Origin of the sequence: Brachybacterium tyrofermentans (assembly GCF_014897585.1) — a bacterium.
Taxonomy (GTDB): domain Bacteria; phylum Actinomycetota; class Actinomycetes; order Actinomycetales; family Dermabacteraceae; genus Brachybacterium; species Brachybacterium tyrofermentans.
On sequence record NZ_JABUXW010000001.1, the window covers coordinates 16293 to 42187 of the forward strand.

23 protein-coding genes are annotated in these 25895 nt (G+C 70.8%); 9 read left to right on the top strand and 14 right to left on the bottom strand.

The features are described from left to right. Window positions 1-46 precede the first annotated feature (46 nt). On the top strand, window positions 47-1108 hold the full coding sequence (locus INT49_RS00060; protein ID WP_193115695.1) for an ROK family transcriptional regulator: 1062 nt from the start codon (window positions 47-49) through the stop codon (window positions 1106-1108). Between the two features lie 6 nt (window positions 1109-1114). On the opposite strand, the gene INT49_RS00065 is transcribed toward INT49_RS00060, so the two are convergent. Continuing rightward, window positions 1115-2074, bottom strand: coding sequence for a helix-turn-helix domain-containing protein (locus INT49_RS00065; protein ID WP_319021452.1), 960 nt, complete (start codon window positions 2072-2074; stop codon window positions 1115-1117). Between the two features lie 457 nt (window positions 2075-2531). On the opposite strand from INT49_RS00065, the gene INT49_RS00070 reads away from it, so the two are divergent. The 3 genes from INT49_RS00070 to INT49_RS00080 all read left to right on the top strand — a co-directional run bounded on the left by INT49_RS00070 (window position 2532) and on the right by INT49_RS00080 (window position 8297). Then, complete coding sequence (locus INT49_RS00070; RefSeq protein WP_193115697.1) at window positions 2532-4673, top strand: prolyl oligopeptidase family serine peptidase; 2142 nt, start codon at window positions 2532-2534, stop codon at window positions 4671-4673. A gap of 129 nt (window positions 4674-4802) precedes the next feature. Next, window positions 4803-6914: a S9 family peptidase gene (locus INT49_RS00075; protein WP_193115698.1), complete on the top strand. Its 2112-nt coding sequence runs from the start codon at window positions 4803-4805 to the stop codon at window positions 6912-6914. A 210-nt stretch (window positions 6915-7124) separates the two neighbouring features. Then, complete coding sequence (locus tag INT49_RS00080; protein ID WP_193115699.1) at window positions 7125-8297, top strand: endo-1,4-beta-xylanase; 1173 nt, start codon at window positions 7125-7127, stop codon at window positions 8295-8297. Window positions 8298-8382: 85 nt separating this feature from the next. On the opposite strand, the gene INT49_RS00085 is transcribed toward INT49_RS00080, so the two are convergent. The 6 genes from INT49_RS00085 to INT49_RS00110 form a co-directional block, all read right to left on the bottom strand. Beyond that, complete coding sequence (locus INT49_RS00085; protein WP_193115700.1) at window positions 8383-9285, bottom strand: SDR family NAD(P)-dependent oxidoreductase; 903 nt, start codon at window positions 9283-9285, stop codon at window positions 8383-8385. Window positions 9286-9327: 42 nt separating this feature from the next. Beyond that, window positions 9328-10164, bottom strand: a complete 837-nt coding sequence (locus tag INT49_RS00090) for a MetQ/NlpA family ABC transporter substrate-binding protein (protein ID WP_193115701.1) — start codon at window positions 10162-10164, stop codon at window positions 9328-9330. 55 nt (window positions 10165-10219) lie between these two features. Next, window positions 10220-10921: a methionine ABC transporter permease gene (locus tag INT49_RS00095; RefSeq protein ID WP_193115702.1), complete on the bottom strand. Its 702-nt coding sequence runs from the start codon at window positions 10919-10921 to the stop codon at window positions 10220-10222. Further along, window positions 10918-11934: a methionine ABC transporter ATP-binding protein gene (locus INT49_RS00100; protein ID WP_193115703.1), complete on the bottom strand. Its 1017-nt coding sequence runs from the start codon at window positions 11932-11934 to the stop codon at window positions 10918-10920. Before INT49_RS00100 ends, INT49_RS00095 begins: the two co-directional genes overlap by 4 nt. Window positions 11935-12070: 136 nt before the next feature. Then, window positions 12071-13744, bottom strand: coding sequence for an ABC-F family ATP-binding cassette domain-containing protein (locus INT49_RS00105; protein ID WP_193115704.1), 1674 nt, complete (start codon window positions 13742-13744; stop codon window positions 12071-12073). Between the two features lie 124 nt (window positions 13745-13868). Then, entirely contained in the window at window positions 13869-14918 is a 1050-nt protein-coding gene (locus INT49_RS00110) for a DUF4037 domain-containing protein (RefSeq protein WP_193115705.1), read from the bottom strand. Window positions 14919-15113: 195 nt separating this feature from the next. Between INT49_RS00110 and INT49_RS00115 the strand changes: the two genes are divergently transcribed. The 3 genes from INT49_RS00115 to INT49_RS00125 are packed head-to-tail and all read left to right on the top strand — an operon-like array spanning window position 15114 to window position 17493. After that, window positions 15114-15626 (top strand): hypothetical protein, encoded by a 513-nt coding sequence (locus INT49_RS00115; protein WP_193115706.1) that lies wholly within the window; start codon window positions 15114-15116, stop codon window positions 15624-15626. Window positions 15627-15682: 56 nt separating this feature from the next. Beyond that, on the top strand, window positions 15683-16852 hold the full coding sequence (locus INT49_RS00120; RefSeq protein ID WP_193115707.1) for a sensor histidine kinase: 1170 nt from the start codon (window positions 15683-15685) through the stop codon (window positions 16850-16852). After that, window positions 16849-17493, top strand: coding sequence for a response regulator transcription factor (locus INT49_RS00125; protein WP_193115708.1), 645 nt, complete (start codon window positions 16849-16851; stop codon window positions 17491-17493). The genes INT49_RS00120 and INT49_RS00125 overlap by 4 nt, the downstream gene beginning before the upstream one ends. Window positions 17494-17745: 252 nt before the next feature. On the opposite strand, the gene INT49_RS00130 is transcribed toward INT49_RS00125, so the two are convergent. The 7 genes from INT49_RS00130 to INT49_RS00160 form a co-directional block, all read right to left on the bottom strand. After that, window positions 17746-18315: a hypothetical protein gene (locus INT49_RS00130; protein ID WP_193115709.1), complete on the bottom strand. Its 570-nt coding sequence runs from the start codon at window positions 18313-18315 to the stop codon at window positions 17746-17748. 150 nt (window positions 18316-18465) lie between these two features. Further along, window positions 18466-19500, bottom strand: coding sequence for an ABC transporter substrate-binding protein (locus tag INT49_RS00135; protein WP_193115710.1), 1035 nt, complete (start codon window positions 19498-19500; stop codon window positions 18466-18468). Window positions 19501-19535: 35 nt separating this feature from the next. Beyond that, entirely contained in the window at window positions 19536-20498 is a 963-nt protein-coding gene (locus INT49_RS00140) for an ABC transporter permease (RefSeq protein WP_193115711.1), read from the bottom strand. Beyond that, complete coding sequence (locus tag INT49_RS00145) at window positions 20495-21280, bottom strand: ABC transporter ATP-binding protein (RefSeq protein ID WP_193115712.1); 786 nt, start codon at window positions 21278-21280, stop codon at window positions 20495-20497. The genes INT49_RS00140 and INT49_RS00145 overlap by 4 nt, the downstream gene beginning before the upstream one ends. 202 nt (window positions 21281-21482) lie before the next feature. Further along, window positions 21483-21944, bottom strand: coding sequence for a tRNA adenosine(34) deaminase TadA (gene tadA, locus INT49_RS00150; RefSeq protein ID WP_193115713.1), 462 nt, complete (start codon window positions 21942-21944; stop codon window positions 21483-21485). Then, window positions 21941-22525 carry a dihydrofolate reductase family protein gene (locus INT49_RS00155; RefSeq protein WP_193115714.1) on the bottom strand — a complete coding sequence of 195 codons (585 nt, stop codon included), beginning with the start codon at window positions 22523-22525 and terminating at the stop codon, window positions 21941-21943. The genes tadA and INT49_RS00155 overlap by 4 nt, the downstream gene beginning before the upstream one ends. Then, entirely contained in the window at window positions 22522-23460 is a 939-nt protein-coding gene (locus INT49_RS00160) for a helix-turn-helix domain-containing protein (RefSeq protein ID WP_193115715.1), read from the bottom strand. The genes INT49_RS00155 and INT49_RS00160 overlap by 4 nt, the downstream gene beginning before the upstream one ends. 152 nt (window positions 23461-23612) lie before the next feature. Here INT49_RS00160 and upp point away from each other — a divergent pair, with 152 nt between their 5' ends. Both upp and INT49_RS00170 read left to right on the top strand, forming a co-directional pair. Then, window positions 23613-24251 carry a uracil phosphoribosyltransferase gene (upp, locus tag INT49_RS00165; RefSeq protein WP_193115716.1) on the top strand — a complete coding sequence of 213 codons (639 nt, stop codon included), beginning with the start codon at window positions 23613-23615 and terminating at the stop codon, window positions 24249-24251. 516 nt (window positions 24252-24767) lie between these two features. Then, window positions 24768-25535 (top strand): winged helix-turn-helix domain-containing protein, encoded by a 768-nt coding sequence (locus INT49_RS00170; RefSeq protein ID WP_193115717.1) that lies wholly within the window; start codon window positions 24768-24770, stop codon window positions 25533-25535. The last annotated feature ends 360 nt before the right edge of the window (window positions 25536-25895 follow it).

The following is a 25895-nucleotide window of genomic DNA, read 5'->3' on the forward strand; positions in this document are numbered from 1 at the left end:
GAAGACCGGGAGAATCCGAGATGATCCAGCGAACGAGAGGTGGGAGATGAGCGGCACCGGCGACGGACGACGTCCCACGATGGACACCGCAGTCCTCGAATTCGTCCGCCGGCGCACCGAGACCACCCGGGTCGAGATCGCTCGTGAGCTGGGGGTCACCGCCGCCACGGTGACCAATTCCGTGAAGCGGCTGCTGACTGCCGGACTGCTCTGGGAGAGCGGCCACGCGCGATCGACCGGTGGGAAGCGAGCCACTCTGCTGCGGGTCGACGACTCCGCCCGCCGCGCCCTGGGCTGCACGATCGATGAGGACCGCCTCTCGCTGGTCGCCGTCGACACGACCGGTGCGCTCCAGGCCCGCGTGGTGCTCCCGCTGCAGGATGCGAAGGATCCGATCGAGGTCACGGACCGCCTACAGGAGGGCCTGGCGGCCCTCGTTCCGGGCGACGAGCTGGGAGCGATGACCGGCATCGGGTTCGCGATGCCGGACCGGCTGCCAGGCGATGTCGCCAGGGCGCTCGAGGAGCTCACCGTCGCCCTCGACGTCCGCTCCGTGCGCGGCAAGGAGTCGACCTGCGCCGCACTGGGCAGCTTCTGGAGCGGTGAGCAGAGCGGGTCGGGCTTCTCCGGCACCCTGCACCTGGGATCGACGATGTCGCTCGCGCTGCTGCTGGACGGCATCCCGTTCCGCCCGGACAGCGGTCACCCCCTGGATCACCTGCGCATCGCCCCCGAGGGGCGGCTCTGTCACTGCGGTCGCCGCGGATGCCTCCATCTCGAGGCAGCCCCCTCCGGGATCGCGGACCTGACCCGCACCGCGCTCGCTGCCGCCCAGGGCGACGAGGCCGCCCAGGATGCCGTGATGGCCGCCGCGCTGCCGCTGACCCGCGTCGCGGCCAATCTGGCGATCGCCCTCGGCCTGGACACGATGGTCCTGGCCGGCTCCCCCACCCAGGCGGCCCCCGGGATCTACCTCGATGCCGCCCGGCAGCATTTCGGGGACGACGCCACCACACGCGTGGTCGTCTCCCAAGTCCAGCCCCACCCCTGCGCCGTCGGAGCCGCAGTGCTCGCCCTGCAGACGTTCCTGACCTCCGTCGAGCGCTGACGCGGCTCAGATCCTGTCGGCCCGCCCGTCGGGGCCTTCATCAGGGCTGCCATCGAGGTCGTCGTCGAGGCCGTCCTCGGCACCCCAGGACCACCGCAGTCCGACGGAGCCCGGTCCGAAGCGGGACTCCGCCAGCTGGATGCGATTGCGATGGTCCAGCCGCACCGGGGTGACGGACTCCGCGGTGTCGGTGCGCCGGTAGCGCTCGCAGTGGAGCGGCTTGAGGGGCCCACGGAACTCGGCCTCGAACAGCACGTCGTGCGCCCGTCGGGCGAGGCTGTAGAAGGTGCCCTCCATGGCCGTCGCCTCGGAGTGGGTCACCACGCGATAGCCGAAGGTCGCGACCTGGCCCGCGTCCAGACGCCCGTCGACCATGAGCTCGACGCCGTAGGTGCGACGATCCGGCCAGCTGACCCGGCGGCCGATGGTGCACCCGTCGAGCGGCTCGTACTCCGGCGCGACGTTGGCCTCGGAGGGGTCCAGGATGTGCACCGCAGGGAGACGGCAGATCCCCGACTCCAGCGCGCGCACCGTGACCCGGGAGACGATCTCCTGGCGCCGCGACGAGGAATCGATGATCGCGAGCTGATGGAATACCCGCTCATGCGCGTACTGCTGCGGCGACTCGAAGCCCAGCTCCAGCAGCGCCCCTCGGAAAGCACTCCTCCCGTCGTCCTCCTGTCCGATGAACTTGGTGCGCTGCACGGCACGGCCCACGAGCCGGGGCCCGCCGACGAGATCCGCCAGGGAATCCGGCGCCATCCCCAGGAGCTCCTCCAGCGCCGCGATCACCCCCAGGGACTGCTCGCCGCCCGGGAGGCTCCGACCCGAGCGCCAGTTGCTCAGCGTGGCCACGCTGACCGGTCGGTTGCTCGCCCGGAGTCGCTGGGAGATGCCGGTCAGGGAGAGACCGCTCCGCTCGATCGCGCTGCGCAGCGCTCGGGCGTACCGCTCATCGTCGTCCACTAACCCCTCCTCACGAACCAGAAGCTGCATCACTGCTGGTCAGCGGGGGCCTCGGGAGTGTTCCACACCTCCGGGCTCCTCACCATTCAATATTTCAGACATACCTGTAAAACACCGAGCGTAACGTCCTGTGCACTGCATCACCCTCCCGATCCGGTTGCGATCCGGCGACTATCGCGAGGGCTTTCCCGGCCATCGGCTTGACATATCGAAAGGGGTGGATCCACTCCATGGAGACGTTCCCTCTCACGGCGAGGACTGCACGTCTCGTCCTGCGGCACCCGTTATCGGGACTGTACGCCGAAGGTCGGACATCTCGGGCGGTATCGGGCTTCCCGAGCGCGACCCTCCACTCTTCTCAGAACATCCACGACGGCCCCGCCGCTCCCTCCCGGACCGCGCGCGTCCGTCGTCGTGCAGGACATCGACTGGAAAGCCGGAACAGATGACTCAGGACATGATCGCCCCCGCCGCAGCTGCGCCCCATGCACTCGGCCGGACCGTCGCGGCGCCCCTCGCGACACGCCACTCCGAATCCCGGACCGTGCACGGCGACACCGCTGTCACCTCGTACGGGTGGATGCGCGACCAGCACTCCCCTGAGACCGTCGCCCACCTCGTCGCGGAGAACGCCTACACGGATCAACGCACCGCGCACCTCGACGGCCGACGCTCGACACTCCTGCGGGCGCTGACCGAGACCGACCGGGACGTCGACCTCTCCGCCCCTGTCTACTCCGGGGGCTGGTGGTACATCGACCGACCGACCACCGGCGCGGACTCCCGCGGTGCGGACCTCAGCTCCGACGCCTCCCTGTCGCGAGTGCGGGCCACCGCCGCTCCGGAGCTGCGCACCGTGCCGGTCATCCGGGACGGGGTGCCCCTCGAGGGCGAGGAGGTCGTGATCCCCGACCGCCAGCTGGTCGTGGGCCTCGCACTGTCCACCGGTCACGACCTGCTCGCTCGGGCCGACGCCTCCGTCGGCGGCTGCGACATCACCGTCGTCGACCTCTCCACCGGCGACGTCGTGGACCGCGCCGTGCAGCAGGCCGGGCCGGATCTCGCCTTCTCCCGCGACTCCCGCTGGCTCTTCTACACGCAGCTCGACGACATCGGCCGCCGCCATCAGGTGCGCCGCCACCGGCTCGGCACACCGGCCGCCGCGGACGAGATCGTCCTGACCGAATCCGATCACTGGGCCGAGCTGAGCATGGCTCGCTCGCGCGATACGTCGACGCTGCTGATCAGCTCGGTCTCGACCACCGCCTCCGAGACCTGGCTGCTGGACCTGGACGACCCCACCGGGGCCGCCAGGTCCGTGACCGGCCGCCACCACGGGGTCCACCAGGTCATCGAGCACGCCGGCGACCGCCTCCTGGCCATCCGACAGGGCGAGGTCGGCGGCAGCGTGCTCTCGGTCGCGCCGCTCGCCGGCACCGACGGCCTGGCCGATGCCACCCCCCTCCTGACCGCCGCAGAGGGCGAGCAGTTCGACGCCGTCGAGGCCTTCGAAGGCTTCGTCGCGCTCCAGGTGCGCACCGGCGGCCTCCCCGGGGTGTGGATCCTGCCGCGACTGACCGACGGGTCCTTCGACATCGCGGCCCTGCGCGCCGTGGACCACGGCGGCGAGCTGGACGCCCTCCACCTGGACGCGAACCCGTCCTGGTCCCAGCGCACGCTCCGCTATCGCCTCGACAGCCTCCGCACGCCGGCGACCATCGCCCAGCTGGACGTGGCCACGGGCGAGACCGAGGTGCTGCGCCGGGCCGCGACGCCCGGCATCGATCTGGGCCGGTACCTCGAACGGCGTCTCTGGGCGACGTCGGCGGACGGCACCCAGGTCCCCATCTCCCTCCTCGCCCGGCACGACGTGGCCACCGATGGCACGGCTCCGGGCATCCTCTACGGCGAGGGGGCCTTCGGCACCTCGAACGATCCACGGCTGCTGCCCGGCGCGCTGGCCCTGGCCGATCGCGGACTCGTCGTCGCCGTCGCCCACGTCCGCGGTGGGGGCGAGATGGGACGGGACTGGCATCGGCGGGGCCGGCTGCTGCACAAGGCCAACTCCTTCGACGACTTCGTGGCCTGCGCGGAGCACCTGGTCTCCCAGGGCTGGGTCGCGCAGGACCGCCTCGGGGCGCTCGGTCAGGGCTCGGGCGGCCTCCTCGTGGCCGCGAGCGCGAACCGTGCTCCTGACCGGTTCCGGGCGATCGTCGCCGGGGCACCCCTGGTAGATCCGCTGGAGACCCTCCTGGACCCCGAGGTCATGCTCACCCTCGAGGAGTGGGCGGAATGGGGCGACCCCGCCGGCGACGAGCAGATCTATCGCCGCCTGCGCAGCTACAGCCCGGCGGAGAACATCCGTGCGACCGAGTATCCGGCCGTGTTCGCCTGGACGTCGCTCGACCACCAGGAGGTGCTTGCCGCCGAGGCCGCCATCTGGGTCGCCGCGCTGCGTGCGCGGGTCACCTCGGATCCGCAGGAGCGGCCCGTGCTGCTGCGCTGCGTCCCCACGGCCGCCGCCGACGCCTCCGCTCTGCAGGCCGAGTCGATGGCATGGCTCCTCGATCAGCTCGAGGTCCCCGAGGTCTCGCACTGACCGCCCGCTGGTCCCCCGCCGGGAGGCGGCGCCGACGACGTCGTCGCCTTCCGTGCGGTTCCTCGGCGCTGCCCTCAAGGCTGCGGCGGCACTGTGCTCGCTGCTCCGCGGCGCGGCTACGCTCGATCCATGACCCGTGAACTTCCGTCGGCCCCGCAGCCGCCCCACCGTCCCATCGAGCGCACCCACCACGGCGACACCGTCGTGGACCCCTATGAGTGGATGCGCGACAAGACCGACCCCGAGGTGATCGCTCACCTCGAGGCCGAGAACGCCTACGCCGACGCGCGCACCGCCCACCTCGCGGATCTCCGCACCACGCTGGTCGACGAGTTCGTCGGCCACACCCAGGAGACCGACCTCAGCGTGCCGGTGCGCCGGGACGACTGGTGGTACATCACCCGCACCACCGCGGGCGACGACTACCCCGCCTTCACCCGCGTGCCCGATACGGGATCGCTGCCGCAGGTCGAGCCCGGGGCGTTGCTCGAGGGCGAGCAGATGCTGCTGGACGCGCAGGCCGAGGCCGCGGGCGCCGAGTTCTACTCGCTCGGCGGCCTCGCCCCCTCCCCCGACCACGCCCTGCTCGCGTACGCAGTCGACACCGCCGGCGATGAGCGCTTCACGATCCGGGTCAAGGACATCGCCTCCGGGGAGATCCTCGACGAGGCCGTCACGGATACCGGCTACGGCCTCGCCTTCTCCGCCGACCAGCAGTGGCTGTTCTACGCGCGGGTGGACGACGCCTGGCGCCAGCACCAGATCTGGCGGCATCGCCTCGGCACCTCCGCGCAGGACGACGAGCTCGTGCTCGAGGAGCCCGACGAGCGGTTCATGATCGGCTTCGACCGCTCGCGGGATGGCTCCACCCTGATCATCCAGGCCGGCTCCACCTCCACCACCGAGGCGTGGCTGCTGGACCTCACGGATCCGACCGCGGCCCCCGTGCCTGCGGGCGGCCGGCGCGAGGGCGTGGACTACGGCGTCGAGCACGCCGGGGACCGCCTGCTCGTGGTCCACAACGACGACGTCCAGGGCTTCGCGCTCGCCCAGGCCTCCCTCCAGGACCCGACGACCTGGGAGGACCTGCTGGTCGCGGGCGAGGGAGAGCGGCTGCTCGCGGTCGAGGCCTTCGCCTCCTTCGTCGCCCTCGAGCTGCGCAGCGCCGGGCTGGCGGGCGTGCGGCTGATCCCGCGCGCGGCCGACGGCTCGCTGCTCGTCGAGCAGGCCGCCGACCTCACCCACGGCGGCGAGCTGGACACCGTCGAGCTCGACACGAACCCCGGCTGGGACAGCACCACCGTGCGCTACCAGCTGACCAGCATGCTCACTCCGACGACCGTCGCCGAGCGGGACGTGCCCTCCGGCGAGACCACGGTGCTGCGGGTGACTCCGGTGCCGAAGTACGACCCCGAGCTGTACGTGGAACGACGCGAATGGGCCACCGCGGAGGACGGCACCGCGATCCCGCTCAGCGTGGTGGCCCGCAAGGAGGTCGCAGCCGACGGCACGGCGCCTGGCTACCTGTACGGCTACGGCTCCTACGAGATGTCCATCGACCCGTCGTTCGTCCCCACCCGGCTCCCGTTGCTGGACCGCGGCGTGGTCATCGCGATCGCGCACGTGCGCGGCGGCGGCGAGATGGGCCGCGACTGGTACGACCACGGCAAGATGCTGGAGAAGAAGAACTCCTTCAGCGACTTCGTGGCGGCCGCGAAGCACCTCACCGACTCCGGACTCGTCGCCGCGGATCGGCTCTCCGCGGAGGGACGCAGCGCGGGCGGTCTGCTCATGGGCGGCATCGCCAACCTCGCCCCCGAGCGCTTCCGCGCGGTGATCGCCGGGGTGCCCTTCGTGGACACGCTCACCACGATCCTGGATCCCTCCCTGCCGCTGACCGTGGGCGAATGGGAGGAGTGGGGCGACCCGCTGCACGATCCGGCGGTGTACCAGTACATGAAGGAGTACACGCCCTACGAGAACGTGCAGGCGGCGGACTACCCCGCGATCTTCGCGTCGACCTCCCTCAACGACACCCGCGTGTTCTTCGTGGAGCCCGCGAAGTGGGTGGCCCGCCTGCGGGAGACCGTGACCAGCGATCAGGCCGCGCGGCCGATCCTGTTCCGCTGCGAGATGGTCGCCGGGCACGGCGGCCGCTCCGGCCGCTACCGCAAGTGGGAGCAGCGGGCCGACGAGGTCGCCTGGCTGCTCGACCAGCTCGGGGCGACCGAGCTGCTCTGAGGGCGGGCCACCGTGGCTGGCTTCGGGGCCAGCCTCCGGGGCGGGCCTGCCGAGAGGGCGGACCGGCCCCATAGGTGCCCGAAAGTTTTCAGAGCGAACTGATCACCGACAAGGGAATCCTTGCTCTTGACGACTGTGTGACGCCTGCCATACGCTCACAGAACCCGAAATGGTACGAAATATTTCGCATTCTGAGTCACAGGAGACGTCATGAAGCGCCGCCAGATCCTCACCGCCGGAGCGGTCACCGCTGCCGGCACCCTCTCTGCCGGAGGTGCCGCCTCCGCAGCCCTGTCCGGAACGGGGAAGACGCCCGGGAACGGGACGACTACCCCTCCAGGGCTCGCCGCGAAGGACACCCTGGCATGGGCCGCCGGGTCGACGATGAAGATCGGCACCGCCGTCGCCGGCGGCGGGCACCACACCGACGACCCGGACTCACCGTCCTCCACCGAGGCCGCCGCCTACGCAGAGGTCCTGAACCGGGAGTTCAGCTCGGTCTCCGCCGAGAACCAGATGAAGTGGGAGTACCTCCACCCCGAGCGCGACACCTACGCCTTCGAGGACGCCGACGCGATCCGGGACTCCGCCCGTCAGCACGGACAGGTCGTGCGCGGCCACACCTTGTTCTGGCACAGCCAGAACCCCACCTGGCTCGAGGAGGGCGACTTCGGCGCCGAGGAGCTGCGCACGATCCTCAAGGACCACATCGACACGGTGGTGGGCCACTATCGCGGAGACATCCAGCAGTGGGACGTGTGCAACGAGATCTTCACCGAGGAGGGGGAGCTGCGCGAGAACAACATCTGGCTCCGCGAGCTGGGCCCCGGCATCATCGCCGACGCCTTCCGCTGGGCGCGCGCCGCGGATCCGGGCGCCCTGCTGTTCTTCAACGACTACAACGTCGACGGCATCAACCCCAAGTCCGATGCCTACTACGCGCTCATCCAGGAGCTCCTCGCCGAAGGCATCCCGGTGGACGGCTTCGCCACCCAGGGGCATCTCTCCACCCGCTACGGCTTCCCTGCGGACCTCGCCGAGAACCTCCAGCGCTTCGCCGACCTCGGGCTGGAGACGGCGATCACCGAGCTCGACGTGCGGATGGATCTGCCCGAGAGCGGGCGGCCCACCACCGAGCAGCTCGAGAAGCAGGCGGAGTACTACCGTCGCGTGACCGAGGCGGCCGTGGCCGTGGACGGCTGCAACTCGCTGACCCTGTGGGGCTTCGCGGACTCCTACTCGTGGGTCCCCGGCACCTTCCCGGGTGAGGGCGCCGCGACGGTCATGTGGGAGGACTTCACCCGCAAGCCCGCCTACTACGCCGTGCAGGACGCGCTGGCCGAGGGCAGCGGGCGGGCCGGTCACCCGGCGCTGCGCCGCTGAGGCACTGCGGCACTGCGGCACTGCGGCACTGTCCGTCCCCGCACCCCTCTCCCAGCGGCGGCTGCCTGATCAGCGGGCCATCCGGTCAGCTGACCAGGTAGCCGCCGTCGACCGGGATCTCCGCGCCGTTGACCATCGAGGCGGCGTCCGAGGCGAGCCACACTGCCACGTCGGAGACCTCGCGGGGCTGCGCGAAGCGGGCCTGCGGGATCCGCGCGAGCATCGGGGCGGCCTTGGCCGGCTGCTCGCCCCACACCGTCTGCCCCATGTCGGTGAGCACCACGGTGGGACAGATCGAGTTCGCCCGCACCCCGCGGGAACCGAGCTCGAGGGCGAGGGTGCGGGTGGCCATCACCAGCCCCGCCTTCGCGGTGCTGTAGGCATAGTGCTCGGCCAGCGGGCGCAGCGCGGCGGCCGAGGCGATCGTGACGATGGCCCCGCCGCCGGCCTCCGCCATCGCCGCTCCGGCGCGGGCGGCGAGCAGCGCGGGGGCGCGGAGGTTCACGCGGAGCGTCTCGTCGAAGTGGGCGGTGTCCAGCGCGTCGACCATCTCGGGATGGGAGAGGCCGGCGTTGTTCACGAGCACGTCGAGGCCGGTGGCTCCGGCCCCTCCGTCGACCCGTCCGTCGGCCCCTGCGGTCTGTGCGAGCAGGGCGGAGGCGTCGTCCCAGAGGGTGTCGGGGACGTCCGGGTCGGCGAGGTCCGCCGCGAGGACCGCGATGCGCACCCCGTGCTCGGCCGTGAGCTGTCGAGCGGTCTCCTCGAGCGTCGCGGCGTCACGCGCGGTGAGCACGAGATCAGCGCCGGCCGCGGCGTAGGCGCGGGCGATGTCGGCGCCGATCCCCCGGCTCGCCCCGGTGATCAGGGCGCGACGCCCCGCGAGGGGGCGCTCAGGCGTCTGGAGAGCTGCCGCGGGGCCGGCAACGGGGCCAGCAGGCGACGGGCGGCCGACGGAGGAGGGGCCGGAACCTGGCTCGATCGATGTCATCGACCCAGGTTACGGCCCCTCGGGGCGAGCGCGCGGGGTGGCTCAGAAGGCGGGGATGACGCCACCGGCGTAGGTGTCTTCGATGAACGTGCGCACGTCCTCGGAGTGCATCAGCTCCTCGAGCTTCTTCAGCGCCGAGTTCTCCACGTCGGCAGTGCGGATCGCGAGCAGGTTCGCGTACGGGTTGCCGTCCGGAGACTCGAGGACCAGGGCGTCTTCGGCGGGCTTGAGATCCGCCTCGAGCGCGTAGTTGCCGTTGATCACAGCTGCCGCGAAGTCGCCCTTGGTGCGAGGCAGCAGGGCCGGATCGATCTCGGAGAGATTCAGCGACTTCGGGTTGTCGACGATGTCGTCCTTCGTCGCGTCGGTGGGCTCGATGCCCTCGGTCAGGGTGAACAGGCCCTGCTCCGCGAGAAGCGCGAGTGCACGTCCACGGTTGGACGGGTCGTTGGGGACTCCGATCTCATCGCCGTCAGCGAGATCGTCGAGGCTGGAGAGGGAGTCGGAGTAGATGCCCAGCGGCTCGAGGTGGACGGGCTCGAGGGCGGTCAGCTCGTAGCCGTTCTCCTCGATCTCGGTATCGAGATAGGGCTTGTGCTGGAAGAAGTTCGCGTCGACCTCGCCGTCGTTCAGCAGACGGTTCGGGATCGGGTACTCCGTCTGCTCCTGCAGGTCGAGCTCGAGGCCCGCATCCGCGGCGAGGTTGTCCTTGACGAAGGTCAGGATCGCCATGTGCGGCACCGGGGTCGCGGCGATGCGGATCGTCGTGACACCGTCCTTCTCCTCCAGTGCGGTGTCGTCCCCGCCGCAGGCGGCGAGGGTCAGAGCGGCGAGACCCGCTCCGGAAGCGAACAGGGTACGGCGGCTGAACGTGCTCATGAGGGGTCCTCCTGGGGACGGGGTCGGGGAGTGGGGAGGGATATCGACGCGTGGTTCACGCGGTGCGAGCGCGGTGGTCGACGGCTGTGGCCAGGCGGGACCCGAGGAGCTGCACCAGGATCACGATGATGACCAGCAGGACCACCGTCGCGATGATGACCTCGGTCTGGTAGCCGGTGTATCCACGGTTGTAGGCGAGCTGGCCGAGGCCGCCCGCGTTCACCGAGCCGGCCATGGCGGTGTAGCCGATCACGGCGATCGTGGTGGTGGTGATCGATCCGATAATCCCGGGCAGGGCTTCGGGGATAAGCACCTGGCGGATGATCTGCCACCGACTCGCACCCATCATCTGCACGGCCTCGATCTTCCCGGCGGGAATCTCCCGCAGGTTCAGCTCGAAGAGCCGGGCGGCGAAGGGCACAGCGGCGATCGTCAGGGCGATCATCGCCGCGTTGGGGCCCGTCGAGCGCCCGGTGACCGCCGAGGTGATCGGGATCAGCGCGATGATCAGGATGAAGAACGGAAAAGAGCGCAGCACGTTGACGATGAAGCCGACGACCTGGTTGACGGTGCGCACTGGGCGCGACGTCGACCCGTCGGTCTCGAACAGTGCCACGCCGAGCGGGAGGCCGAGCACCACGGTCAGCGCCATGGTCACTGCCGTCATATAGAGCGTGATCAGGGTGTTCTGCCAGAGGCCGTCCTCCCAGCGGTGGAACAGCGGGTTCTGCAGCCACTCCTGAAGGGTGTCCATCATGCCGTCACCTCCTTCGCGACCACGCCGGCCGCCTCGAGCTCGGTCAGGAACTCCGCCAGGCCCTCGGCGGAGATCGGCTGGTCCGAGCGGTTGCGGAGCGCCAGCTGGACACGGCCCACCTGACGGCCGCCGAGCGTCTCGATGGTGCCGGCGACGATCGTCGCCTCGGCCTCATAGGTCTCGGCGAGGCGCACCAGATCGTCGCTGGTGCGGATCGTCGGCGAGTCGCCGTAGTCGCAGTTGACGATGAGGGCGTTGATACCGGTGGGCGCGGGGGGCAGAGGGATCAGCTCGGCCGACAGCGGCCCGTGCGGATCCGCCGCCACGTCGACCAGGTCGCCGGTCTGGGTGATCGCGCCGTTCTCGAGCAGGGTCACGGTGTCGCAGACCTCGCGCACCACGGCCATCTCGTGGGTGATGATCACGACCGTGATGCCGAGGCGTTCACGCAGGTCGGCGATGAGATCGAGGATCTGATGCGTGGTGGTGCCGTCGAGCGCACTGGTGGGCTCGTCGCACAGCAGCACCTTGGGCTCCGCGGCGAGGCCGCGGGCGATGCCGACGCGCTGGATCTGGCCGCCGGAGAGCTGTGCGGGGTAGTTGTGCTCCCGGCCCGAGAGGCCCACGAGCTCCACGAGCTCGGCGACGCGACGCTCGCGCTGGGCGCGGGGCACCCCGGCGATCTCCAGCGGATGGGCGATGTTCTGGGCGGCGGTGCGGGAGTCCAGCAGGTTCGCGTGCTGGAACACCATGCCGATGTTGCGTCGGGCGGCGCGCAGGGCCTTGCCCTCGAGGGCGGCCACGTCCGTGCCGTCCACCTCGACGCGCCCGGACGTGGGCTTCTCCAGCCCGGTCAGACAGCGGATGAGGGTGGACTTGCCCGCACCGGAACGGCCGACGATGCCGTGCACGCGCCCCGGTTCGAGGTGGAGGTCGATCCCGCCGAGCGCGACGACGGGGTCTCCCCCGCCGGGTGCGGGAAAGACCTTCGTGAGGCTGTCGAGTGTGATCACCTCCGAAGTGAATCATTCGGACACGCCGAGGCCGGAGTACTTGTTCATCTGACGAAACACAGCTCACAGACCAGCGGGGACGTGTGTGCACGGCGTCACGTCGGCCCGGTGGCCCGAAGGTCCGGTGGCCCGGCCTCTACGCGCGCTGCCGGGCCACGCGGGACTCGTCCCAGACCGGCACGTCGGACTCGTAGACCTCGCCATCGGCGCCGAACACCACGAAGCGGTCGACGTCGCGCACGAACCAGCGGTCGTGCGTGACCGCGACGACGGTCCCCTCGAAGGCGGCGAGCGCCTGCTGGAGGGCGTCGGCCGATTCGAGGTCGAGGTTGTCGGTGGGCTCGTCCAGCAGCAGCAGTGTGGCGCCGCCCAGCTCGAGCAGGAGGATCTGGAAGCGCGCCTGCTGACCGCCGGAGAGCGAGTCGAAGGTCTGCTCGGCGGCGCGGGCGAGCTCGTAGCGGGCCAGCACCCGCGCCGCCTCCTCCTGCGGCTTCCCCGCTCGATGCTCGTCCCCGCGATGCAGGATCTCCAGGAGCGTGCGTCCGGCGAGGTCGGAGCGGCCGTGGGTCTGCGCGAACCAGCCCGGGCGCACCCGTGCCCCGAGCCGTGCCGTGCCCGTGTGCTCGACAGGATCGATCGGCACCTCGGAGACCGGCAGATGCTCGGGAGCGGGATCGCTGCCGCCGGCGGCGAGCAGACGCAGGAAGTGCGACTTGCCCGAGCCGTTGGAGCCGAGCACCGCGATCCGGTCCCCGAAGCGCACCTCGAGGTCGAAGGGCTGCATCAGGCCGGTCAGCTCGAGGCTCTCGCACACGATTGCCCGCTTGCCGGTGCGCCCGCCGCGCAGTCGCATGCCGAGCTTCTGCTCGCGCGGCTGCTGCTCGGGCGGGCCGGCGCCCTCGAACCGCGCCAGGCGGGTCTGCGCCGCCCGGTAGCGGGCGGCCATATCCGAGTTGTAGGCCGCCTTCTGCTTGTACATCTGCACCAGGGCGCGCAGCTTGGCCTGCTCCTCGTCCCAGCGCCTGCGCAGCTCGTCGAGCCGTTCGAAGCGCTTCTCTCGGGCCTCTTGGTAGGTGGCGAACCCGCCGGGATGCGTCCAGGAGGTGTTCCCGACGGCCCCCAGCTCGAGGGTGACGATCGCTGTCGCGGTGCGGGCCAGCAGCTCCCGGTCGTGGCTGACGAACAGCACGGATTTCTCGGAGGCCACCAGGCGTTCCTCGAGCCAGCGTTTGCCGGGCACGTCGAGGAAGTTGTCCGGCTCGTCCAGCAGCAGCATCTCGTCGGGCCCGCGCAGCAGCGCCTCCAGGGCGAGTCGCTTCTGCTCGCCGCCGGAGAGCGACTGGACGTCCCGCTCTGCGCAGCCCTCGTACGTCGACCCGAGCGCCGCTATCGTGCAGACGTCCCACAGCACCTCGGCCTCGTAGCCACCGGCCTCGCCCCATCCGGTGAGCGCCCTCGCGTAATCCATCTGCGCGGCGGTCGAATCGGTCTCGACCATCGCCTGCTCGGCGCGGTCCACCGCGGCGGCGGCCCGACGCAGGGCCGGGGGCGAGACGGCCAGCAGCAGCTCGCGCACCGTGCCGCCGGCGAGGAACTGGCGCATGACCCCCAACGTGCCGTCCTGGGTGATGGCCCCTGAATCCGCGCTCAGATCACCGGTGATCAGGCGCAGCAGAGTGGTCTTGCCGGCGCCGTTGGCCCCGATGAGCGCGACCCGCGCGCCCTCGCCCACCCGGAAGGAGACGTCGCTCAGCAGCGGTCTGCCGTCGGCCAGCGTGTAGTCGATGCCGGCGATGTCGAGGTGTGCCATGCCCCCAGGTGTATCCCAGAAGCGCCACGGAGTCAGGTGAATATACGGTCGTTGTTGCGCCCCGGCGGAGGCACGCCACGTGGCCTCGGCCCGCCGTGCTGCCCAGGCGCGCGGCTCGACCTGCTCACGACGAGAGCTGCGCACGATAGCGCTCGGCGAGCGCCTGCGGCCAGTCCGTGAAGGTGATCAGGGTGTCGTCGGCGTGCGTCAGCTGGTCGAGGGAGCCGACCCGCGGGAGGTCCCGCAGCGCCCGGTCGCTGATCGAAGCGACGCTCGCGTCGATGTACTCACCAGTGTTCAGCACGGGATAGGGGCGCACCGCGTCTCCGATGCCGACGGTGAACTGTTCGATCCGAGGGCCCACCCGTTCGATGATGCCCAGCTCGTCATGACGGTGCCCGAGCAGCAGCAGCGCCTGCGCGAAAGCGTCGTCGTCACGGCCGACGAGGATCCGATCGATCAAGGGGCCGAGATCACGCGCAGCCCGGAGGTCCGCAAAGGCACGACCGAACCACTTCGCGTAGGGGCGGTAGACCTGCTCCTGCAGGAAGGCCATCCCCATCATCAGCTCGGCGAGCCGGCCGGCGAGGAGCTGCGCGCCGCGATCGTCCGCGGTCTCGACCGAGCGCCCGTGCAGCGGGAGCGCCTGACCGATCAGGTGCCATTGGCACGCCAGCAGCCACCGCCACACATCGGTCGGATACCAGGCGAAGTCGGCGCGCAACCGGCTCAGCTCCCCCAGCCCGTCATGGAACACGACCCCCGCAGTGAGCTGACGCAGGTGCTGCTGCGGTATCGCGAGCCACGCCGCGGTGTCGGGCTCGAGGGTCGACACCGTGGGCAGCCGCGTCGACATCCACAGCTCCGTCGTCGTGATCTCGAGATGGTCGCTGACGCGCCCCTCTGCCAGCGAGAACCAGCGTGTGGGATAGCCACGATGCTCCGGAGGCAGCTTGGAACGGACGGCCCGGGAGACGTCGTCGACGTCGGCGGCCGCGACGAATAGCTGCAGCCGCGGACCCCACTCGTGGTCCCTGGACCGTTCGTCGTCGTACCCCTGCACCTCCGAGCCCTCCCCGATCAGGCAGGCCGTGTGAGGACGGTCGACCGCCCCGGCAACGACCTCGGCGTAGAAGGTGCGTGCCAGGTCCGAACCAGGGATGAAGTCAGCCATGCCGGGAGGCTAGGCCCCGACTCCAGATCCGTCATGCCCTTTTCCGATCTGACATATCTCATGGGTGACCGATGACGGACCCATCGATGCAGGTGAGAGGGCGCTCTACTGGCAGCCGGCCCGCCGACGGAGAGTGGAGGCATCAGCCAGACCTCGACATCGGTCCGGCCACCCCGATCCCCGAAAGGCCCTCTCATGTTCCAGGACCTCCTCGCCCAGCTCCACACCCTCGTCTCCGGCCTCGAACCGTGGCAGCAGGTGCTCGCCCTCGTGCCCGCCGGAGCGATCCCCTTCATCGAGTCCTACCTCGGCAGCTTCCTCGGCTCCTCCCTCGGCATCCACCCCGCGCTCGCGATCCCTGCGGCCGTGGCCGGGAACCTGATCGCGACCTTCCTCGCCATCGCCCTGTCCGGCCGGGCCCGTGACGCGGTCACCGACGGCCGGCGTCGGCGCAAGGGCGGGGCGACCGGACGCGACGCGAAGCCCTCGCGGTTCCGCGCGAAGGTCGCCACCGCCCTCGACAAGTACGGCGTGCCCGGCGTCGCCCTGCTGGGCCCGTTCGTCGTCGCTTCGCAGCTGTCGGGCCCCGCACTCGTGGCCCTCGGAGCAGCTCGCCGCAAGGTGTACCTGTGGATGGGGATCTCGATCGTCGTCTGGGGCATCGCCTTCGGCATCTTCGGCAGCCTGTTCCTCGCCGCGATCGCCTGACCCGATAGGCTCCCCACCAGGTCGTCCGCCTGTTCGGCGATCACGAGAGGATTGATGTGGACACCAGCGCCGGTCGACAGTGGAGCGTGTTCTACGCCTACACGGCATGGACCCTCGTCGGGGTCGTGGCACTGCTCCCGCTGGGCATCGCACTGTTCCTGGACCTGCGGATCCCGGTGGCAGCCGCTTCCGCACCGCTGACCGTCGCCGTGCTGTGCGGGCAGATCGCGCTCGGGGCCTGGTCCGCCTGGCGGGCCATGGAGGCCTGGGCCGCGGCCGATGCCCACTCCGAGCGGGACCGCTGGGGCATCCGTCAGGTGGGAAACCTCCCCTCGGACCTCTCCTTCCTGGCCGCCGTAGCACCGTCGGCCGTGATCGCCGGGACGTCGCTGCTCGGCGACGCCGATCCGCGCCTGCTGATCATGTCCTTGTCTCTGGTGATCACCACGGCCGCGGTCCGGTGGCGCTGGGAGATCGGTGTGGGGCTCGCCGTGGCATTCGCCGCCGTGTCGGCGCTGCTCCTGGGCTCTCTGCCGGGGGCCCTCTCCAGCGGCCTCCTCGTGATCGCAGCCGTCCTCACCGCCCGGCTCTCCCTGTGGCTCGCCGCGATGGTGCGCGAGCTCGACGATGCCCGCGAGGCCCTGGCCCAGCTCGCCGTCGCCGAGGAGCGGCTGCGCTTCGCCCGGGACCTGCACGACGTCACCGGACGGGACCTCTCCGTGATCGCGGTGAAGTCCGAGCTGGTCGCGCAGCTGGCCGAGCGCGAGGACCCGCGCGCCGTGGAGCACGGACGCGAGGTCGCCCAGATCGCGCGTGCCTCGCTCACCGAGATCCGAGCTCTCGTGCGCGGCTACCGCGAGGTCGACCTCGCCACCGAGCTGCGCGGCACCGCGTCCCTGCTGCGCTCGGCACAGGCGGAGGTCACCGTCTACGGCGCGTCGGAGGACGTTCCCGCCCGCCATCGCGGCACCGCTGCCTGGGTGCTGCGCGAGGGAGGCACCAACGTCCTTCGCCATGCGGATCCCTCGGCCGTGACCATCACCCTCACCTCGGGCGGGGTCACACTGGTCAACGACGGTGCCCCCGGCGACTCGGAGGTGATCGAGGGCAGCGGGCTGATCGGGATGCGCGAGCGCCTCGGCGCCGGGTCCATGCTGACCATCCGCCGCGAGGGCGGCATCTTCACCCTCGATGTCCGCTTCGATGCCCCTGGAGGCACCCGATGAACGCCGACCCCTCCGCCGCAGCGACTGCCGCCGCCCCGCTGCGGGTGATCCTCGTCGACGACGAGAACCTGATCCGCTCCGCGCTGGCCACGATGCTCTCCCTCGAGGACGATCTCGACGTGCGCGGGGAGGCGGCGACCGTGGCGGACGGTGCGCGCCTGGCCCGGGCCGAGCAGCCCGACGTCGCCGTGCTCGACCTCCAGCTGCCTGACGGGGACGGCCTGGGACTGGCCGCCCGGATCGCGGAGCTCTCCCCCGCCACCCGCACCCTGATCCTCACCTCGCACGCCCGGCCCGGATACCTCAAGCGCGCGCTGGCCCAGGGCGTTCTCGGCTTCCTGCCCAAGACCACCTCGGCCGATCAGCTGGCCCGCGCCGTGCGTTCCGTGGCCGCCGGGCGCCGGGTGATCGATCCCGAGCTCGCCGCGGAGACCATCTCCTCCGGGGATTCTCCGCTGACCCCGCGGGAGGCCGATGTGCTGGAGTTCGCGGCCGACGGCGCCGCCATCGAGCAGATCGCCCGACGCGCACACCTGGCCGAGGGCACCGTGCGCAACTACCTCTCCAGCGCCCAGGCGAAGCTGCAGGCCGCGAACCGCCACGAGGCCGTCGCCATCGCCCGCCGCCAGGGCTGGATCTGACCCCGGCCCGAACCGGACGCGCCGCATCCACTAGCGCCAGGCTGCGCCGCATCCACTGGCGCCAGGCGAGGTGGCAGCGCTATATATCGCGCTCCCTGTACGCCACACGCCACTGGATGCGCTTGCCCACCCATCGTCTGGGTGCGCATGCCCACCGATCCACTGAGTGCGCGTGCCCATCCATCCCCTGGGGGCGCATGCCCACCCATCCACCCGCCCCAGGTGCGCTCCTCGGCAGTGCACCCGTGCAGCTCACATCAGCAGCAGGACCACCAGGAGCACCAGCACGCAGGCCACCGTCGCAGCGAGCCCTGCACCGATCCCGACGGCCACCCCCGGCAGGCGCGTCCAGCGCAGCAGGGCGGCGACGGCCGCTCCCCCGAGGACGAGCATGGCGACGAGCGTGGGCAGGCCGATGATCACCCCGAGCAGGACCAGGCCGTCCCGCGGCGACGGGGTGCACCCGAACCCGATCCCTGTGCAGGCGCCGTTCGCATGTTCCGTCGGCGCGAGGAGCACGCCCAGTCCGTAGAGGACCACCACGATCGCGAGGACCCCGAGCAGAGCACCGATCGCGCGACGTCGCCGGGATGCCGCGGCACGGCCGACCGTCCTGGCCGGCTCCGCTGGGCTGGACGAGATCGCCGGGTTCGCCATACCTGCCGGGCGCACGGAACAGGGCCGGCTCGTCGGCTCGTTCTCGTCCGTCGGATCGTTCTCGTCCGTCGGATCGTTCTCGTCCGCCCGACCGTTCTCGTCCGCCCGACCGTTCTCGTCCGTCGGATCGCTCGGGCCCATCGGATCCCTCGGCTCTGTCTGCATGGCTACATGGTCGGCGGCGGACACCCCGCCGTCCATGGGGAGTTCGCCCCATGATGCGCGGAGGGCCCTCCCGTGATCCGACCCCGGCCAGCACGGCCCTGCCCCGACCCGCCCGGCCGTGTCAGCCAGGCCAGGCCACGACAGGCCGGGTCACGCGGAGGCACCCTCGGCGAAGCTCGCGTCGACCACGGTGGTCACGTCGATCGGCTCGGTGTAGGTGATCTGTTCAGCGTCGATCCACACCGTCTGCATGGCCTCTAGCTGGTCGGGCTGCGGGGCGAGATCGGGCAGGTAGGAGTACATCGGCGCGGACTTCAGCACGTCGCTCTCCTGGCCGAGGGTGTCGGCGAGGATCTGGTAGACCTCGTCGGTCTGCGCACCGTCGGCCGAGAGCTCCTGGGATCCCTTGGCCAGCGCGGAGAAGAAGTCCTGGGCGAGATCCGCGCCGACGAACGTCTCGGAGTAGAGGACCCCGGTACCGGTGGTGCCCTTCTTCGGCACGGCGAGCGGTGAGGCCACGCCGGCCTCCTCCATGGCGGTCGAGAACGGGGCCGACGGGGTCGCCGCCTCCACAGAGCCGTTGGTCAGCGCCGGCTCCTGGTCCGGGGTGGAGAGGTTGGAGACCTCGACGTCGTTGAGGGTCAGCCCCTCCTCCTCGAGCATCGCGGCGAGCAGGTAGCCGCCGGTGGCACCGGGCCCGCCGGCAACGCCGATCTTGCGACCCTTGAGGTCGGCGATCGAGGAGACGGAGCCGTCGTCGAGGAGCTTCTGGCTGACCTCGAGCGCCGTCGGGGAGTTCTCGGGGTCCCCCGGGGAGATGCCCATGGAGCCCACGATCTTGAAGGCCAGGCCCTGGTCCAGGGCATTGAACATGCCGGCGCTGAAGCCGGCGATCATCACGTCGAGCTGGTCGTTGGAGAGCATCGGGATGCCGTCCTGACCGGACTTCAGCGGGGTCAGCTCGATGGTGATGCCAGCGTCCTCGAAGTAGCCCATCGCGTCTGCGACGTAGAGCGGGGCGAAGAGCGAGGAGGGCACGTGGCCCACCCGGACGGTGCCCGAGGAGGAGGATCCGCCGCCGGAGCCCGAGCCGGTGTCCTTCCCGGTGACAGCGGGCCCGCAGGCGGCGAGCGCTCCGCCGAGCACGCCGACCGAGGCGAAGGAGAGGAGGGTACGACGACGCATGGTGTGTCCTTAGAGGTGGTGGAGGGGGTGGAGGGTCAGCCGCGTCGCCAGGGCAGCAGCAGCTTCTCGGATCGACTGAGCAGGGTGGTCAGGACGGCGCCGATGATGCCGATCACCAGCAGTCCCACATACAGCTTCTCCGGGATGAACAGCTGCCAGGAGTTCCAGATCAGGTAGCCGAGCCCCGTGGTGGAGGCGCCGGTGAACTCGACGGCGGTGACGACCACGACGGCGGTGCCGGTGGCGGTCTTCAGCCCGGAGAACACGAAGGGCATCGCCCCGGGCAGCACCACGAAGCGGAAGCGGGCGAAGCCGGTCGCGCCGTAGGCCGTCCCGGCCTCGAGCAGCTTGCGGTCGATCGCCCACACGCCGGAGACCGTCGCGATCTGCATGACGAAGAAGGTCGTGATGAACACGGCGATGATCTTGGGCAGCTCGGTGGGGCCGAAGATCATCAGCAGGATCGGGAAGATCGCGATCTTCGGCAGCGGGTAGAGCGCACTGAACAAGGGCCCGAACGCGGCGTTCAGGGCTCGTGACGAGCCCATCAGCAGCCCCACCACGATGCCCGCCGAGGCGCCGAGGCCGCCGCCCACGAGGAGTCGCAGCAGGGTGGGCCCGGCGTGCTCCCACAGCTCGCCGCTGGCCAGCATCTCCCCCAGCGCGGCGAGGATCGTGGTGGGGGCCGGGAAGAAGCGCGGGTCGATGATCAGCAGCCGTGCGCACACCTCCCACAGCACCAGCAGCACGATCGGCGCGGCGATCGAGAGCACCAGGTCGCGGGTGCGCAGCCGACGGTCGCGGGCACGCTGGGCGCGGGCGGCGACCAGGGTGCGCTGCTCTCGGTCAGCGGGAGTGCTCTCCGTGCGTGCACGGTCTGCGTCGGTCCGCTCCGTCGTGGTTCGGCTCGTGCTGGTTCGGTCCGCGCTCTCCCCGTCCGCACCCGCGCTGCCCGCGCTGCCCGTGCTGCCCGTGCTGGTTCGGTCCGTGAAGCTCATGCGGTCTCCTCCGCGCTGCGCACATCCTCGCGCAGCAGGTTCCAGATGCGGGAACGCAGCTCGCCGAACTCGGGGCTGCGCTCGATGTCGAAGGAGCGGGGGCGCTCGAAGGGGACGGCGATGTCCTCGCGCACCGTGCCGGGGCGGCCGGACATGACGATCACCCTGTCGCTGAGGATGATCGCCTCGTCGATGTCGTGCGTGACCATCAGGACCGTCTTGCGCTCCTGCTCCCACAGGGCGATGAGCTCCTCCTGCATGAGCATGCGGGTCTGCGCGTCCAGGGCGCCGAGCGGCTCGTCCATGAGCAGCACCGGGGAGCCGGTGGCGAAGGCACGGGCGATCGCGACGCGCTGGCGCATGCCGCCGGAGAGCTGGTGAGGGTACGACGACGCGAAGGATTCCAGGCGCACGCGTCGCAGCCAGTCCATCGCGATCCCGTGCCGCTCACGGGTACCCTCGCCGCTCATGCGCAGGCCGAAGGCGACGTTGTCCAGCACGTTCATCCACGGGAAGACGCCGTGCTCCTGGAACACGAACGCCGCGGGCACGGGGTGATCGGCACCGCTCATGGTCACCTCGCCGACCGTGCGCTCCTCGAGCCCGCCGAGGATGCGCAGGAAGGTCGACTTGCCGCAGCCCGAGGGGCCGACGATGCAGGTGAAGGATCCCGGCTCGATCGTCAGGGAGAAGTTCTCGAGGGCCCACACGGGCTCCCCGCCGGAGAAGAAGACCTTCGAGACGTCCTCGGCGACGACGGTCGCGTGGTCGACTGGCTGCATGGGCGCTCCTCCACCGTCCAGCGGCGAAGTCGACGGCAGGCGGTGCGGTTCTCGGACGGGCGGGGCGGACCCCTGGGTGCGGACTGCCCCACTGTAGGTCCCAGGCACAGGACGGCTCACGCGTTCTCACGGATCGGACGCGATGAGACACCGTGCCGGAGCATCGGTGAGGGCCGCACTGCAGGAGCCGATGGAGTCGGCGTCAGCGCTTGCGGCGGGCGCGGAAGAACTCCCGCAGCAGGTCGCCGCATTCCTGCTCGCGCACCCCCGTGGTCAGCTCGACGCGATGGTTCAGGCGAGGCTCGCGCACCAGGTCGTAGAGGGACCCGGCCGCGCCTGCCTTGGGATCCATCGCGCCGACGACGACGCGCTGCGTGCGGGCCAGGACGATCGCGCCCGCGCACATCGTGCACGGCTCGAGGGTCACCACGAGCGTGCAACCCGTGAGGTTCCAGCGTCCCGTGGCCGCGGCGGCCCGGCGCAGGGCGAGGAGCTCCGCATGCGCGGTGGGATCCTCGTCGGCCTCGCGACGGTTCCCGGCGGTGGCGAGCACCTGCCCGTCCGGGCCGACGACCACCGCACCGATCGGCACGTCGGACGGTTCGCGGTCCGCCGCCGCCCGCGCCTCGTCGATCGCCAGGCCCATCAGCTCGTCATCGGTCATGGGGCCATTGTCGCGCGCGGCGGTCGGTCCCTCTCCCCGACCACGGCGTACCGCGCCTCCAGCAGCGCCCCGTTGACCCCGTGCTCCTGCAGGTCGAGGTCGAAGCGGCCGCCCAGCAGCGGCCGGCCGGTTCCGAGCGTCACCGGCGCGATCGACACGAAGAGCTCGTCGAGCATGCCGGCCCGTGCGAACTCCGCGGCCAGGTCGCCGCCGCCGACGATCCACACGTCCTTCCCCTGCGCCGCCTCCTCGATCGCCGTGCGGTGCTCCGCGGGCGAATCGGAGACCTGCGTGATGCCGTCCGGCAGCTGGGTCGGTGCACGGTGCGTGAAGAGGAAGGTCGGCTGGGTGAAGACCCAGGCGCCCTCCACGGTGTCCGCGTGGCTCTGGACCCAGTCAAAGGTGGTGCGGCCGGTCACGATGGCTCCGACGCCGGCCATGAAGTCGTCCATCGGGAGAATGCTCTGGTCTCCGGTGGGCTGGGACAGCAGCCAGTCGAGGCTGTCGTGCTCATCGGCGAGGAAGCCGTCGAGGCTGGTCGCGGTGTAGAAGCGGTAGGTGGGCCGGGTCGGTGCGGTCATGGTCGTTCTCCGATCTTCCTGCGGTGCCACAGGATGGGGTCCGGGTCGAGGTGCCGGGCCTCCAGGGAGAGGCCGGCGTCCGTGAGCATCCAGCGCAGCAGCTGCCGGCGGTGCGTCGAGTAGGTCAGCTCGTGGGCGAGGATCTGAGAGAGCAGGAAGGATTCGGGCGGGTCGCAGAGTGCGTCGATGATCGAGTCCTGCCAGGCTCCGCGTCGGTCGACGTCCCGCACCGTCGCCAGCCAGCGCGGTGACACCTGGTGGTGCCTCTCGAGCAGCGCAGGGACGTCATCGGGACCGGTGAGGTCCGGGGCGGACTCCCCCGCGATGGCTGCCAGCCATGGTTCCTTGCTGAGCACCAGATGGCGTGCCACCTGGAGGATCGACTCGTCGGCCCCGTCCCCACCGCGCGGCCGGCTGCCCGGCAGACGCACCGCTCGCAGCTCTCCAGCTGGGAGGTCGCGAGCCGCGTCGAGCAGCGCGTCGATGTCCTCCAGATCGTGGTCGACCAGGAGAGCCAGCACGTCACCCGCGGAGTGCTCGTGGACCTGGCCGGCGTCGACATACAGCACGGTCGGGGAGTGGAAATGGATCCCGTTGGGCGCGGGCAGCCAGTGACCGCGCTCCGAGCGGGCGGGCAGCTCCGAGGGCGCGCACCCGAAGGCGCGGCGGAACGCGCGGGAGAAGCCCTCGAGGGAGTCGTAGCCCGCCGCGAAGGCCGCATCGGTCGCGGAGCTGCCCCGCTGGAGGTTCCACGCCGCCTGCTCGAGCCTGACCCGTCGACGGAGCGCGGAGGGGCTCTCTCCTGCATACGAGCGCACCATGCGCTGGAAGTGGAAAGCGGACAGATGCGCCCGGGACGCCATCTCGCCGAGGGAGCCTCCGCCGACGTCGAGGACCGCGTCCAGGAGTCGCCGCATCGGATCGGTATCAGGCATGGAAGCAGTATCCGCGCCGACGGGAGGTTCGCGCTTGACCGAACGTGCGGTCCTCGCCCACGGGCCGCCCCCGGCGTGACAACCCCCTCGCGCCCACGGCGACGCGGCCGATCGGTGCGTGCCCAGCTCGACCCTCCGGTAGATTCACCCCTATGCGCGTCCTGGAGATAGACCACCCCCTCGTTGCCCACAAGCTGTCCGTGCTGCGCGATCGCGCCACCCATTCCTCCGTGTTCCGTCAGCTCGCCGATGAGCTGGTGACCCTGCTGGCCTATGAGGCGACCCGCAACGTCTCGGTCTCGCCGGTCCAGATCGAGACCCCGGTGACCACGATGACCGGCACCAAGCTCTCGAACCCCAAGCCGATGGTGGTGCCCATCCTGCGCGCCGGCCTCGGCATGCTCGACGGCCTCACCCGCCTGCTGCCCACCGCCGAGGTGGGCTTCCTGGGCATGGTCCGCAACGACGAGACCCTCGAGGTCACGACCTACGCGAACCGGCTCCCCGACGACCTCTCGGGCCGCCAGTGCTTCCTGCTGGACCCGATGCTCGCCACCGGGCACACCCTCATCGCGGCCACCGAGTACATGCACGAGCGCGGCGCCCGTGACATCACCTGCGTGACCCTGCTCTGCGCCCCCGAGGGCCTCAAGGCGATGGAGGAGAACATCGATCCTTCGATCGACCTCACCATCGTCACCGCCGCGATCGACGAGAAGCTCGACGAGAAGGGCTACATCGTGCCCGGCCTCGGCGATGCGGGCGACCGGCTCTTCGGCGTCGTCGACTGACCTCCTGCACCTCCGGCAGGTCCCTGCCCCGCCCGAACGCCCCCGCCCCTCGGCGGGGGCGTTCCGCATCTGCGCTCGGGTGGGCGCAGTCGCGACATACGCCGACACAGTTCTCCGCCGTGGCGACACATTCCGTCACACGCGGGCGCCGGCACCGCCGCCGCCCGCCTGCGGCGTATCGACATGTGAACACCCCCTTGCCCGATCGATCCTCAGCAGGCATTGTCTGGGGCATGACGTCACCCATCGCGCGCTTGGAGACCACCCACCGGGTGGTCCGCTCCGCGATGCGCCGAATGATGTTCATGATGATGATGCCGATGATGCATCGTCAGCCGAGCCTCTGAGCGCTCAAGACACCTCCGGGGTCGGCTGACAGGAGCCGGCCGGAAGGCGCGGGCCCCAGGTGCTACCGGGAGCACACCCCTGAACGATCCGCCGACAGGCGTCGATCCCAGGGATCCCGGGTCCACCACCCGCCGCGCTCAGTGCGCCGCACCTCGGAGAACTCTCATCATGACCATCGCCCTGGAACGTCCCACCACCCCGTCCCGCTACGCCACCTCGACCCGCGCCCTGCACCGCGCCGGCACCGGAGCCCTGCAGCCGCAGACCTCGGAGGACGGCGTCACGGTCACCCTGTCCGTCACCCTCCCCGCCGGCACCGGCGACGTCGAGGCCGCCCTGATCGCCGACGACCTGCGCACCCACGCCCAGCGCCTCACGGCAACCCGGCAGGGCCGCACCACCGTCGCGGTCAACAGTCCGCACGCCTTCGCGGCGACCGGCACCGGGACCCGCTCCGCCGTCCGAGCCCTGCCGCCGCGCAGCCAGTCCCCGGCCGCGGTGAGCCCGCTGCGCCCGCGCCGGGCCGGCGTCGTCTCCCCGAACTCGCCCGCTCGCAAGGACGCCGAGAATGCCCGCCGCCGAGCACTGCAGGCCACCGCCGTGAGCCCGTCGACCCCGTCGGTCGCCACCGAGGACAGCCTCGTCATCGACCTGTTCGGCCGCCGCGTGCGGATCGACGGCCAGGATGTCGACCTGACCTACAAGGAGTTCGAGCTGCTCGGGCAGCTGGCCCAGAACTCGCGTCGCACGATCTCGCGCGAGGAGCTCATGGAGACGGTGTGGGCCGAGTCGCCGGCGGAGACCGGGGAGCGCACGGTCGACGTGCACGTGCGGCGTCTGCGCACCAAGCTGGGCCGCTACCGCCGCCTGATCTCGACGGTCCGCGGGGCCGGCTACCGCCTCGACCCGGGCAGCGACGTCGCCATCCTCGGCTGATCCGTGAGGTCGATGGGCCGCCGCGAGGCGGCCCATCGGCCCCGGAATGCGACGAGCGGCCCGGAGCACTCAACCGACACTGTCGGGGGCTCACGGACCGCTCGTCATGCCTGTCGTCCGTCAGGGGTGGGTGCGGGCGATCAGGCTGGACGGGCTGCCAAAGTGGGGGAACCTGGCGTGGTGCCCGTCCGGCCGCTCCCCGTGAGGGGGGTCTCGAGAAGCGACACATCTGTTAAGTTTTCAACGTACTCGTTCAGCCGGAACACTACCAGCCCAACCGGGGGATCGCGCCACCCGGTCGCTGATCGCCTCCGTCGTCCCGATCATGCCTCGCACTGCTGTGCGGGCCTGCTCGCCACG

Coding starts and splice junctions, on each gene's coding strand:
- INT49_RS00060 (WP_193115695.1), top strand. CDS start 47: ATGAGCGGCACCGGCGACGGACGACGTCCCACGATGGACACCGCAGTC.
- INT49_RS00070 (WP_193115697.1), top strand. CDS start 2,532: ATGATCGCCCCCGCCGCAGCTGCGCCCCATGCACTCGGCCGGACCGTC.
- INT49_RS00075 (WP_193115698.1), top strand. CDS start 4,803: ATGACCCGTGAACTTCCGTCGGCCCCGCAGCCGCCCCACCGTCCCATC.
- INT49_RS00080 (WP_193115699.1), top strand. CDS start 7,125: ATGAAGCGCCGCCAGATCCTCACCGCCGGAGCGGTCACCGCTGCCGGC.
- INT49_RS00085 (WP_193115700.1), bottom strand. CDS start 9,285: ATGACATCGATCGAGCCAGGTTCCGGCCCCTCCTCCGTCGGCCGCCCG.
- INT49_RS00090 (WP_193115701.1), bottom strand. CDS start 10,164: ATGAGCACGTTCAGCCGCCGTACCCTGTTCGCTTCCGGAGCGGGTCTC.
- INT49_RS00095 (WP_193115702.1), bottom strand. CDS start 10,921: ATGATGGACACCCTTCAGGAGTGGCTGCAGAACCCGCTGTTCCACCGC.
- INT49_RS00105 (WP_193115704.1), bottom strand. CDS start 13,744: ATGGCACACCTCGACATCGCCGGCATCGACTACACGCTGGCCGACGGC.
- INT49_RS00110 (WP_193115705.1), bottom strand. CDS start 14,918: ATGGCTGACTTCATCCCTGGTTCGGACCTGGCACGCACCTTCTACGCC.
- INT49_RS00115 (WP_193115706.1), top strand. CDS start 15,114: ATGTTCCAGGACCTCCTCGCCCAGCTCCACACCCTCGTCTCCGGCCTC.
- INT49_RS00125 (WP_193115708.1), top strand. CDS start 16,849: ATGAACGCCGACCCCTCCGCCGCAGCGACTGCCGCCGCCCCGCTGCGG.
- INT49_RS00130 (WP_193115709.1), bottom strand. CDS start 18,315: ATGCAGACAGAGCCGAGGGATCCGATGGGCCCGAGCGATCCGACGGAC.
- INT49_RS00135 (WP_193115710.1), bottom strand. CDS start 19,500: ATGCGTCGTCGTACCCTCCTCTCCTTCGCCTCGGTCGGCGTGCTCGGC.
- INT49_RS00140 (WP_193115711.1), bottom strand. CDS start 20,498: ATGAGCTTCACGGACCGAACCAGCACGGGCAGCACGGGCAGCGCGGGC.
- INT49_RS00145 (WP_193115712.1), bottom strand. CDS start 21,280: ATGCAGCCAGTCGACCACGCGACCGTCGTCGCCGAGGACGTCTCGAAG.
- tadA (WP_193115713.1), bottom strand. CDS start 21,944: ATGACCGATGACGAGCTGATGGGCCTGGCGATCGACGAGGCGCGGGCG.
- INT49_RS00155 (WP_193115714.1), bottom strand. CDS start 22,525: ATGACCGCACCGACCCGGCCCACCTACCGCTTCTACACCGCGACCAGC.
- INT49_RS00160 (WP_193115715.1), bottom strand. CDS start 23,460: ATGCCTGATACCGATCCGATGCGGCGACTCCTGGACGCGGTCCTCGAC.
- upp (WP_193115716.1), top strand. CDS start 23,613: ATGCGCGTCCTGGAGATAGACCACCCCCTCGTTGCCCACAAGCTGTCC.
- INT49_RS00170 (WP_193115717.1), top strand. CDS start 24,768: ATGACCATCGCCCTGGAACGTCCCACCACCCCGTCCCGCTACGCCACC.